Origin of the sequence: Streptomyces sp. NBC_00299, from assembly GCF_036173045.1 — a bacterium.
Taxonomy (GTDB): Bacteria; Actinomycetota; Actinomycetes; order Streptomycetales; family Streptomycetaceae; genus Streptomyces; species Streptomyces machairae.
In genome coordinates, this window is sequence record NZ_CP108039.1 from 7094238 (window position 1) to 7106080 (window position 11843).

The 11843-nt window shown below is 72.0% G+C and carries 10 protein-coding genes; 8 read left to right on the forward strand and 2 right to left on the reverse strand.

The features are described 5' to 3' along the window. Positions 1–897 carry a hypothetical protein gene (locus OHT51_RS31585; RefSeq protein WP_328882310.1) on the reverse strand — a complete coding sequence of 299 codons (897 nt, stop codon included), beginning with the start codon at positions 895–897 and terminating at the stop codon, positions 1–3. Positions 898–1057: 160 nt separating this feature from the next. Between OHT51_RS31585 and OHT51_RS31590 the strand changes: the two genes are divergently transcribed. After that, positions 1058–1855, forward strand: coding sequence for a S1 family peptidase (locus OHT51_RS31590; protein WP_328882311.1), 798 nt, complete (start codon positions 1058–1060; stop codon positions 1853–1855). Positions 1856–1877: 22 nt separating this feature from the next. Here the strand turns inward: OHT51_RS31590 and OHT51_RS31595 are convergent, their stop codons facing one another. Continuing rightward, a complete protein-coding gene (locus OHT51_RS31595; RefSeq protein ID WP_328882312.1) occupies positions 1878–3650 on the reverse strand; it encodes a glycoside hydrolase family 35 protein in 1773 nt (590 codons plus the stop codon). Positions 3651–3742: 92 nt separating this feature from the next. On the opposite strand from OHT51_RS31595, the gene OHT51_RS31600 reads away from it, so the two are divergent. The 7 genes from OHT51_RS31600 to OHT51_RS31630 all read left to right on the forward strand — a co-directional run bounded on the left by OHT51_RS31600 (position 3743) and on the right by OHT51_RS31630 (position 11825). Further along, a complete protein-coding gene (locus OHT51_RS31600; protein ID WP_328882313.1) occupies positions 3743–4630 on the forward strand; it encodes a helix-turn-helix domain-containing protein in 888 nt (295 codons plus the stop codon). A 23-nt stretch (positions 4631–4653) separates the two neighbouring features. Then, a complete protein-coding gene (locus OHT51_RS31605; protein WP_328882314.1) occupies positions 4654–5007 on the forward strand; it encodes a chorismate mutase in 354 nt (117 codons plus the stop codon). A gap of 162 nt (positions 5008–5169) precedes the next feature. Next, positions 5170–5703, forward strand: a complete 534-nt coding sequence (locus tag OHT51_RS31610) for a response regulator (RefSeq protein ID WP_328882315.1) — start codon at positions 5170–5172, stop codon at positions 5701–5703. Between the two features lie 56 nt (positions 5704–5759). After that, positions 5760–8264: an aminopeptidase N gene (gene pepN, locus OHT51_RS31615; protein ID WP_328882316.1), complete on the forward strand. Its 2505-nt coding sequence runs from the start codon at positions 5760–5762 to the stop codon at positions 8262–8264. A 382-nt stretch (positions 8265–8646) separates the two neighbouring features. Continuing rightward, positions 8647–8790, forward strand: coding sequence for a hypothetical protein (locus OHT51_RS31620; RefSeq protein WP_328882317.1), 144 nt, complete (start codon positions 8647–8649; stop codon positions 8788–8790). Between the two features lie 159 nt (positions 8791–8949). Continuing rightward, complete coding sequence (locus tag OHT51_RS31625) at positions 8950–10377, forward strand: pyridoxal phosphate-dependent decarboxylase family protein (RefSeq protein ID WP_328882318.1); 1428 nt, start codon at positions 8950–8952, stop codon at positions 10375–10377. Then, entirely contained in the window at positions 10374–11825 is a 1452-nt protein-coding gene (locus tag OHT51_RS31630) for a lysine N(6)-hydroxylase/L-ornithine N(5)-oxygenase family protein (protein WP_328882319.1), read from the forward strand. The genes OHT51_RS31625 and OHT51_RS31630 overlap by 4 nt, the downstream gene beginning before the upstream one ends. Positions 11826–11843 lie beyond the last annotated feature (18 nt).

Here is an 11843-nt window from a genome sequence, read left to right on the forward strand (position 1 = left end):
CTACGTGTCGCACTCCAGCACCGTCCTGCACAACCCGCACCGCGCCCGAACCCGTCCCTGCACCGGCACCCGAATCCGCTGCCGGCACGTGGGACACGGGAACGACACCCGTAGCGGCCCCCGCCCATCCGGCGTGAACTCGTACGGCACCCCGGACCCGGGACCGGCCCCGTGCTGGTCCTGGGCGTGACGCCGATCGCGGGCGTAGCGGCGCCGCCCCGCCCACCCGGCCGCCGTCAGCGGAGGCTGCTGCTCGTCGCGGCGGGCCTCGGCCATGCCCTTCCCGTACGCCGTGTACGCCTGCGGACTCGTGAACCACACCGACGGATCCTCGCCGAAGACCAGGGCCCGCTTGGCGAGGACGTACCCGAACTCCTCCGGCGTCAGATACCCCAGCTTCTGCGAGGACGCCGAGTCCTCCCGGTAGGCGTCGAGAAGCAGCCAGCCCGCGCCGAGATACGTCGTCGCCGTGTCCGTGAGGATCTCGTTGTCGCGCGTGCCGGGCAAGGACAGCCCGAGGCGATGCAGGTACACATGCATCACCTCATGGGCCAGGGCCGCTCCGATGTCCCGGCGATGGGTGCGGAAGCGGTCGTTCAGCTCGATGAAGTACTCGGGCCCGGCGGCGAGTTCGACGCTCGCCGCGTGCGTCATCTCCCGGAAGCTGACGATCAGACGGGCGTCCGGCAGGCGGTAGTGCCGCACCAGTTCGCGGGCCACCCGCTGCGCACCCAGATACAGATCGTCCGTGTCGCAGAACGCCACATCGGCCGGCACCACACTGGTCCCGAACGTCTGGACGGTGTCGTAGGAAAGCCGCCTGTAGAGCGCGGTGATCGAGGCCCGCACCGTCTCCAGGTGCGGGAAGCCGTGCTGGACCGGTCCGCCGTTCGCCACGCCCTTACCCCCAAGACGCCTTGAACCCGATTCCACTCTACGGGGATGTGAGGGGATTTTCCCTGGTGGGGTTCCACGCCCGGGGCGTGAGATCCGTCCTTGCCAGGCATACCACCTGATCTTCATACTGCGGGCCGCTCAACACGCCATGAAAGGACGTATGTTGACCCCCAGCTCGCCGAAGAGAAGCGGCATAACCCTGGCGAAGAGGGCCGCGGCGGTGGGTGCCGTCGCGCTCGCGGTCGCCTCCCTCCAGCCCCTCAGCGCGCAGGCCGCGTCCACCCGCATCGTCGGTGGAACGCCCGCCGCGCAGAATGAGTTCCCGTTCATGGTCCATCTCTCGATGGGCTGCGGCGGGGCGCTCTACAAGAAGGACGTCGTCCTGACCGCGGCCCACTGCATGGAGGGCTCGGGCAACAACACCCGCATCACCGTCACCGCGGGTGCCAACGACATCACCTCCGCCTCCGCGATCAAGGTCAAGTCGACCAAGGTCAAGGTGGCCCCGGGCTACGACGGCACCGGCAAGGACTGGGCGCTGATCAAGCTCGCCCGGCCCATCGACAAGCCGACGCTGAAGATCGCCACCACGGACCGCTACAACCGCGGCATGTTCACGATCGCCGGCTGGGGTGACATGAAGGAGGGAGCCAACACGGGCACGACCAAGCTCCGCAAGGCGACCGTCCCCTTCGTCGCCGACCGCGTGTGCAAGCGGCATTACGGAAACCGGCTGGTGTCGAAGGAGGAACTGTGCGCCGGCTATCAGCGCGGCGCCGTCGACACCTGCCAGGGCGACTCCGGCGGCCCCATGTTCCGCAAGGACGACGCCGGCAAGTGGCTCCAGGTCGGCATCGTCAGCTGGGGCGACGGCTGCGCCCGGCCCGGTGTGCCCGGCATCTACACCGAGGTCAGCCACTTCGCGAAGGACATCGCCCGCGCGGCGGACGCCCTGTAGGCAGCCGCAGCACCCGCGGGCGTCAGACGGCCCGGAGAACGGGGGCCGCCTGCGCCTCGCCGGACCGGGTCGTCCCCTCCAGCTCCAGCAGCCACACGTCGTTGCCGCCCTCCCTCAGGACGGGCCCAGGGACGTACAGCGAGCACTGCGGGCCGGTGGACCAGTAGCGGCCGAGGTTGAAGCCGTTGATCCACACGAACCCCCGGGTCCGGCCCGGCAGCTCCAGACGGGCGTCACCGGCGCCCCGCACCATGACGGTGCCCCGGTACAGCCCCGGGGCACCGTCCTCGGGCAGCTCCCGCGACGGCACCGCCCGGACGCTCTCGATCTCGTCCAGCGCCTCCAGACGCAGCCCACGCGCGCGTACGTCGTGCAGATACTGCCGCTCGTGCAGGACGCCCCCGGTGATCCCCTTGGGCTCGCCCAGCCGCGGCCCGTAGTTCACCCGCCCCAGGGACTCCACCCACAGCTCCACGCGCGCGTGCCCCGCGACAGGCTCCTTGAGGCACGCGTCGTCCTCCGTGAGCACCCCGGCCCGCTCCCCGTCGACGTACACCACGGCGAGGTCCCGCAGCCCGCGCACCGTCAGCGGATACGGCTGCCGCGGCCCCGGCACCGTCACCTCGTACCGCACCAGGCCCCGCCCGACGCCCAGTTCCTCGAAGACGGGCGGGACGGGGCCGGATGTCTCCGGGCCGCCCAGCGTCTCCAGTACGTCACTCAGGGGCGCCCAGTCGGTCAGCACCGCCTCGGCCGGCGCACCCAACGGCGCGGGCGCGGGCGGGACTTCGGGCAGGGGGCCGGCGGCGTGGTCGGCGAGGATCTCACGGAAGGCCCAGAACTTCTCCGTGGGGCGGCCGTACTCGTCGATCGGGGCGTCGTAGTCGTACGACGTCACATCGGGCTCCAGCGGCCCGTCGTGCAGCGCGCCGCCGCCCCGGTTGGCGCCCGCCCAGCCCGCGAAGCTCGTGCCGCCGTGCGCCATGTACAGGTTGACCGACGCCCCGCACTCCAGGATCTCCCGCAGCGCCGCCGCCGCGTCCCCGGGATCCCGTACGACGTGCTCGCCGCCCCAGTGGTCGAACCAGCCGCACCAGAACTCCATGCACATCAGCGGGCCGTCGGGGCGGTGCCGGCGCAGCGTCTCGAACGCCTCTCGCGCGTGGGAGCCGAAGTTCACCGTCGCCAGGACCCCCGGGACGGAGCCGCCGGAGAGCATGTGGTCCTCGGGGCCGTCCGACGTGAACAGCGCAGCCGTGACTCCCTCGGCCCGCAGCAGGTCGGCCAGCCATCGCAGGTACACCGCGTCGGAACCGTAACTGCCGTACTCGTTCTCGATCTGCACCATGATCACCGGGCCGCCGCGGTCCAGCTGCCGGGGCACGATCTCGGGCAGGAGATGCCGGAACCAGCTCGCCACGCGCCCCAGGTAGCGCTCGTCACGCGTACGCGCGCGTGCGCCCATCTCGGCCGTCAGCCAGTACGGCAGCCCGCCGTTCTCCCACTCGGCGCAGATGTACGGCCCCGGCCGCACGATCGCCCACAACCCCGCCTCCCGGGCCGCGTCCAGGAACCGGCCGAGCGCCCCCACGTCCCGGTGCCGGCCCGGCCTCGGCTCGTGCAGGTTCCACGGCACGTACGTCTCCACGCAGTTGAGCCCCATCGCCCGCAGCATCGCCAGCCGGTGCCCCCACTGCGCCTCGTGCACCCGGAAGTAGTGCAGCGCGCCGGACAGCAGCCGCACCGGCCGCCCGTCCAGCAGGAAGTCTTCGTCCCCCACCGTGAACTCGCTCATGCGCCCACCCTCGCCTCTGGCGCAGGTCAGGGTCCATGGACAAAGATCGGCGCTGCTTGGACCGAAGGAGCGGACGGGAGGCGGGCACGCGGATGTATCACACCTGGATGCGTTTCTTCACGCCCGGCCCCGCCCACCATCGCCTCGGCCTCGTCTGCCTCGGCGTGGGCCTCCAGTACGGCGCCCTGCCGACCGTCGGACCGAGGGTCCTGGACCACCATGTCGCCGTCGTGATCAGTACCGGCGCCGGCTGGTACGCCGCCCCCGACGGCCGCCGTACGACCGTCACCGCGCCCGCGCTGCTGTGGCTGACCCCCGGCATGCCGCACCACTACGCGCCCGACCCCGGCACCGGCTGGGACGAGGGCTTCGTCGACTTCACCGGGCCCGCCGCGCCGACGTACACCGAACTCGGCTACATCGAGCCCGGCAGGCCCGTCGTGCCGCTGTCCGACGCCGCCGGCCCACGTGCCGTCATCGGGCGCATCGCCCGCGCCGCGCGCCGCGACAACCCCCTGCTGGAGGTGGAGACCGGCGCCGCCGTCCACGAGCTCCTCGTCGCCCTGCGCCGCGCCCGCGCCGACCTCGCCCCCGACGGCGACCAGGTCCTCAAGGCCCTCGCACGCGACGCGTGCCTGCCGCTGACGGTCGCCGACCACGCCGCCCGGCACGGCATGACCCTCGCCGAACTGCGCACCGCCGTGCGGCGCGGCGCCGGCTGCAGCCCCAAGGACTATCTGCTCGGCATCCGTCTGGGCCGCGCCAAGGAACTGCTCGCCGCCACCGAACTGCCCGTCGCCGCCGTCGCCCGCCGCGTCGGCTACGACGACCCCGCCTACTTCTCCCGCCTGTTCACCCGCCGCGTCGGCATGGCCCCGGTCCGCTTCCGCGCCCAGCAGGGCCGGACCGTCCCGGGCGGCTGGAGCAACCAGGTCCCCGACCCCGACGATCCACCCGTGATCGAACGAACGACCACCTGAGCGGACCCGTAGGCTGGGCGCTCATGACCAGCAACACGTCCCCCGGCGACGTCGACCCGGCCGTCCGTGAAGAGCTCGCCCGGCTGCGCGACAGCATCGACAACATCGACGCGGCCGTCGTCCACATGCTCGCCGAGCGCTTCAAGGCCACCCAGCAGGTCGGCCTCCTCAAGGCCGGGCACCAGCTCCCGCCCGCGGACCCGGCCCGCGAGGCCCGCCAGATCGCCCGCCTGCGCACCCTCGCCGAGAACGCCAAGCTGGACCCGGCCTTCGCGGAGAAGTTCCTCAACTTCATCATCGCCGAGGTCATCAGGCACCACGAGAGCATCGCCGAGGACACCGTCAACGGCTCCGCGTCCACGCCGAATCGCTCCTAGAGCCCGACCGGGACGACGGGATGCAGACAGACCCTCCCCGAGGGAGTGACACGGCGCTCCGGGCGGTGCATGCTGCGCTGTGCACCGCATGTCAGCTGACACGCACTCCCCGTCAGCGCCCCGGACATACCCTGGATGTCCACGCGGGAGGGACGTCGGGCCATGCCGTCGGATGCCAAGATCCTCATCGTCGACGATCACGAGGACACGCTGTACGCGCTGGAGAGTGCCCTGGCCCCGCTGGGGTACCTGCTGGCCCGGGCCACCAGCGGTGACCAGGCGCTCAAGCAGGTGCTCCGCGGAAAGGTCGGCCTCCTGCTGCTGGACGTGCGCATGCCCGGCGTCAGCGGCCTGGACGTCGTGCGCTACATGCGGCGGGTGGAGCAGACCCAGCACATACCGGTCATCCTCCTCACCGGCTTCGGCGCGGACCAGGAACTGACCTCCACCGCCTTCCGGCTCGGCGTCGCCGACCTCGTCCTGAAGCCCATCGACCCGTGGGCGCTGCGCACCAAGGTCCGCTACCTGTACGACGCCCACGAGCGCCACCGCGCACTGGAGGCGGAGGTCCGGGAGTTACGCGCCCTGGTCAAGGGCCACGCCGAGGTCGAAGAACCCGGACCGCGCCCCGCCCTGCCCCACCCGGACGCCCGCCTTCCGCCACAGCGCGACACCCCGGCGGGGAACCGGACATAACGTACGTAGTGATCCACCCCTGTGCCTTGTCAGCGGCATCAGGCAGCATGTCCTGCATGTCCGTACTGACGCGCGACGAAGCGCAGACCCGTGCCCAGCTTCTCGATGTCCACCGCTACACGATCGAACTCGATCTGACCACCGGGGACACGACCTTCGACTCGCGCACCGTCATCAGGTTCACCACGCGCGCCGACGCGGACACGTTCGTCGAGATCAAGCCTGCCGAGTTGCGCTCCGTCACGCTGGACGGACACCCCCTCGACCCGGAGACCCTGGACGACAACCGGCTGCCCCTGAAGAACCTCACCGCCGGCGAGCACGAACTGCGCGTCGACGCGGCCATGCGCTACTCCCGCACCGGCGAGGGCATGCACCGCTTCACCGACCCCACCGACGGCGAGAGCTACGTCTACACCCAACTGGCGATGGACGACTGCAAGCTGGTCTTCCCGGCCTTCGACCAGCCCGACCTGAAGGCCGTCTTCGACCTCTCCGTCACCGCCCCCGAGGGCTGGACCGTCCTCGCCAACGGCGTCACCGAGCACCTCGGCTCCGGCCGCTGGCAGGCCGCGACCACCCCGCCGATCTCCACCTACCTGGTCGCCGTCGCCGCCGGCCCCTGGCACTCGGTGCGCACCGAGCACCGCGGCCTGCCCTTCGGCCTGCACTGCCGCCGCTCCCTCGCCCCCTACCTGGACGTGGACACCGACGAGCTCTTCCAGGTCACCCGGCAGTGCTTCGACCGCTTCCACGAGAAGTTCGACGAGCCCTACCCCTTCGACTCCTACGACCAGGCCTTCGTCCCCGAGTTCAACGCCGGCGCGATGGAGAACCCCGGACTGGTCACCTTCCGCGACGAGTTCGTGTACCGCTCCGCCGTCACGGACACCGAGCGGCTGGTCCGCGCCATGGTCATCGCCCACGAGATGGCCCACATGTGGTTCGGCGACCTCGTCACCCTGCGCTGGTGGGACGACATCTGGCTGAACGAGTCCTTCGCCGAGTACATGGGCTACCAGATCTGCGCCGAAGCCACCCGCTACACCGACACCTGGGTCGACTTCGGCATCGCCCGCAAGGCCTGGGGCTACGACGCCGACCAGCGCCCCTCCACCCACCCCGTGGCCCCCGAGGCCGTCGACGACACGGCCGCCGCCATGCTCAACTTCGACGGCATCTCCTACGCCAAGGGCGCCTCCGCGCTGCGGCAACTGGTGGCCTGGCTCGGCGAGAAGGACTTCCTCGCCGGTATCAACACCCACTTCGCCCGCCACAAGTTCGGCAACGCCACCCTCGCCGACTTCATCGACTCCCTCGCCTCCGCCACCGAGCGCGACGTCCACGCCTGGGCCGACTCCTGGCTGCGCACCACCGGCGTCGACACCCTCACCCCGGCCGTCACCCCCGGCGACAACGGCACCTGCACCCTCACCGTCGACCACGCCGGCAGCCGCACGCACCGCGTCACCGTCGGCCTGTACGACCAGGACCTCGGCGACAACGGCGGCAACCTCACGCTGCGCGAACGCCTCGACGTAGACGTCCCGCAGAGCGCCCCGCAGCCCATCGGCAAGCGCCCGGCCCTGCTGCTGGTCAACGACGGCGACCTCACCTACGCCAAGGTCCGCTTCGACGCCGGGTCCTTCGAGACCGTCCGCAGCAGCCTCGCCGGCCTGCCCGACCCGCTCACCCGCGCGGTCGTCTGGAACGCCCTGCGCGACGCCGTCCGCGACGGCGAACTGGCCGCCGGCGCCTACCTGGAGGCCGCCCGCGCCCACCTCCCGCGCGAGACCGACCTCGCCATCGTCCAGGGCGTCCTCGCCTTCGCCGCCGCCCAGGTCACCGACCGCTACCTCACCCCCGAGGAGCGGCCCGCCGCCCTGGCCACCCTCTCCGCCCTGTGCCGCGACCTGATCCGCCGCACCGAGGACGGCGACAACCCCGGCCTGCGCCTGATCGCCGTACGCCACTTCATCGACGTCGCCGCCCACCCCGACACCATCGCCGCATGGCTCGCCGACGGCACCGTGCCGGGCGGACCCGAACTCGACCCCGAGTTGCGCTGGCGCGTCCTGGGCCGCCTCGCCGTCCTCGGCGCCGTGGACGAGGCCGCCATCGCCGCCGAACTGGGACGCGACCCGAGCGCCACCGGCCAGGAGGGCGCCGCCCGCTGCCGGGCCGCCCTGCCGGACGAGGAGGCCAAGGCGAAGGCGTGGGACGCCATGTTCGCCGGCGACGGTGCCACCGCCCTGTCCAACTACCTGTTCACCGCCACCGCCCAGGGCTTCTGGCAGCCCGAACAGACCGACCTGCTGCGGCAGTACGTGCCGCGCTACTACAAGGACGCGGTCGCCGTCGCCGCCCGCCGCGGCCCGGCCATCGCCGACGCCGCCGGCCGCTACGCCTTCCCGGGGTACGCCGTCGACGCCGAGTCCCTGCGGCTGGGCGAGGAGTGCCTGCGCGACGGCGAGCCGGTCCCGGCACTGCGACGCCGGCTCGCCGACCACCTCGACGACCTGGCGCGGGCGTTGCGGGTGCGGGAGGGCCGAAAGGGCTAGGTCGTGTCCGCAAAGTCCCGTCGTTCGCCCGGAGGGCGGGGCAGGCGGGACTTTGCGGACACGGCCTGGGCCCTGCGACGTAGGGCGGCGCTGGTTCCCATGGCCGATGCGGTGGGCTGATCTTCCTTCCTGGGCTCGGACGAGTCAGAGGTCGGTCAGTCCGTCCTCAGCCGCTCGAGGACGACATCGCCGCCGTCGCCGAACGGGCTCTCCTCGACGACGGCCACCAGGGCGCCGCCCACCTTGCTCACCGGGCCCGAGGCGATATCCAACGCCGGGCAGGTCGAGGCGATCGGGCGGGCCGTCGGCCGCGAGCTTCAGTTCGTCGAGGTGCCGCCGGACCAGGCCCGGCCCCGAGCTGTTCCCGTTCGTTCCGCCGCACATGGTCAAGGACCTGCTCAAGGCCTTCGAGGCCACGGTAGGCGTGCAGCCGGAGATCACCGACGCGGTGGAGCGGATCACGGGCACTCCGGCCCGCAGTTTCGCCCGCTGGGCCGCGGACCATGCGGACCACTTCCGGCACTGAGGCGCCCCTTACTCCGCCGGCCTCGGCACGCCGCCTCCGACACGCGTTCCCCGTACGCAAATACCCCCTTTCGGGTTCCGATCATTGGGCTTTTCGGGCGTCATCGCGTATCCGCGTACAAGCTGGAAGTCCCTCATGTCCAGCGCCCGGGAGGCCACGATGAGCACGCTGCCGTCGCTCGCTTCAGGCCCGGAAGGCTCCCACGCCCTGCGGCCGTTGCTCGACACCGTGCTCGACGCGCTGGGCGAGGGCGCCCGCGCACGCCGGGGCCCTCTGCCCTCGGGCGGCCCGGACGCGGTGGCCGAGCGCATGCGGGCCGCGGTCGGGGACCCGCTGCCGGACGAGGGCGACCTGAACGCACTCCACACCCTCGTCCGGGCCTTCGCAGAAGCCGCCGCCGACCCGGCGGACCCCCTGTGCACCGCCCACCTCCACTGCCCACCCCTCGCCCTCGCCACCGCCGCCGATCTGGCCGCCTCCGCCCTCAACCCCTCCCTGGACTCCTGGGACCAGGCGCCGGGCGCGTCGGAGCTGGAGGCGCTGGTGACGGGGGCGCTCGCGGGGGAGGTCTTCGGCGGCGAGGAAGGGGAGCGGGCGCGCCGCGTCACCCCGGCTCCCCGGGCCACCCCACCCCACCGGCCCCCCACCGCCCTCATCACCACCGGCGGCACCGAATCCAACCAACTCGCCCTCCTGATCGCCCGCGAAGCGCACGGCGCCGGAGTCAGGCTGGTGCACGGGGCGAACGCTCATCACTCGCTGCCCCGTGCCGCCTGGCTGCTGGGGCTGCCGGACCCCGTCGTCGTGCCCGCGCCCGCCGGTGTCCTCGACCCCGCCGCACTCGACGAGGCCCTCACCCAGCTGCCCGGCCCCCACCTGGTCGCGGCCACCGCGGGCACCACCGACGCCGGGCTCATCGACCCGCTCCCCGAGATCGCCGCCCTGTGCGCCGCCCACGGCGCCCGGCTGCACGTCGACGCCGCCTATGGCGGAGGCCTCCTGTTCAGCGACCGGTACCGCAAGCGGCTCACCGGCCTGGACGCCGCCGACACCGTCACCCTCGATCTGCACAAGCTCGGCTGGCAGCCCGTCGCCGCGGGGCTCCTCGCCGTCCGTGACCCGGGCGGCCTCGCCGTGCTCCACCACCGCGCCGACTACCTCAACGCCGACGACGACGTCGAGGCCGGCCTGCCGGACCTGCTCGGCCGGTCCCTGCGCACCAGCCGCCGACCCGACGTCCTCAAGATCGCCGTCACTCTCAGGGCCCTCGGCCGCAGCGGCCTCGGCCGGCTCGTCGAGCAAGTCTGCGCGAGAGCCCTGGAGTTCGCCCACCTCGTCCACGGTCACCCCGCGTTCGAGCTCTACGACCAGCCCACCATCAGCACGGTCCTGTTCCGGCCCGCACACGCCACCGACGACGCCGTCGCCGCCGTACGCCGAACGCTCCTCACCGACGGCCGCGCCGTCCTCGGCCGGGCCCGCATAGACGGTCGCCTGTGGCTGAAAGCGACCCTCCTCAATCCCCACACGCGCCCGGACGACCTGGCCGCCCTCCTGAAACTGGTGGAAGGAAACACCCCCGGATGACCCCGCAGACCAACCCAGCCGACCGGCACTCCAACCCCCCGGGCCAGGACCCCGAGACCCCCCGCGACCTCGTCGGCATCGGTATCGGCCCCTTCAACCTCTCCCTCGCCGCCCTGGCCCACCCCCTCGCCGAACTCGACGCCGTCTTCTACGAGCAGCGCACCGCGTTCGCCTGGCACCCGGGCCTTCTCATCGAGGGGTCCCGCATCCAGGTCCCCTTCCTCGCGGACCTGGTGACGCTCGCCGACCCTGCGAGCCCGTGGTCGTTCCTCAGCTACCTCAGGACCCGCGACCGGCTCTTCCCCTTCTACTTCGCCGAGCGCTTCCACATCCAGCGCGCCGAGTACGACGCCTACTGCCGCTGGGTCTGCGAGAACCTCCCCGGGCTGCGCTTCGGCCACCAGGTCGACGCGGTCCGCTTCAACTCCGAACGCGACGTCTTCGAGGTCGACTTCACCCAGCTCGCCCCGGACGGAGAAGCCGAGGCGCTCGGCCGTACGTACGCGAAGAACATCGTCCTCGGCATCGGCACCGAACCGGATGTCCCCGACCCGCTCAGGCCCCTCGTCGAGGCGGCCGCCGTCCCGGTCATCCACGCCGCCGACTACCTCGAACACCGCGAGCGGCTGCTCGCCGCCGAGCACATCACCGTCATCGGCTCCGGACAGTCCGGTGCCGAGATCTTCCTCGACCTGCTGCGGCGCCGGCCGGCCGGGCGCGAGCGGATGCACTGGCTCGGGCGCACCGAGGCCTTCGCGCCCATGGAGTACTCCAAGCTCGGCCTGGAGCACTTCACCCCCGACTACACCCGCTACTTCCAGGCACTCGGCGAGCCGGTCCGCGACAGCCTCGTAGCCTCGCAGTGGCAGCTCCACAAGGGCATCGACGCCGAAACCCTCGCCGCCATCCACGACGAGCTCTACCGCCGCACCCTGGACGGCGGCTGGCCCGACACCGTCCTCACGCCCGGCGTGCAGGTGCGCACCGCGGGCCGGATCGCCACGACCAAGGTGGAGCTCCATCTGGAGCACGTCCACCAGAACACCCGCTCACGCCTGACCACCGACGCGGTCGTCCTCGCCACCGGCTACCGTGAGCGCCCCCTCACCCGCATCCTCGCCGGCCTCGACCCCTACATGCGCCTCGACAGCCGGGAACGCCCGCGCATCGACGACCAGTACCGCCTGGTCATGGACCCGTCCGTCACCGGCTCCGGCTGCAACGTCTACGTCCAGAACGCCGAGCGCCACACCCACGGCATCGGCACCCCCGACCTCGGCCTCGCGGCCTGGCGCAGCGCCAGCATCCTCAACTCCGTCACCGGCAAGGAGACCTACCCGCTGCCCAGCCGTACGGCGTTCACCACCTTCGGCCTCGCACAGCAGGAGCCCCGGATCCCGCGGGCGCGTCAGCCGAGGGTGCTGACACCGCTGATGGACGGGATCTGAGGCTCCTGACCGGTTGGT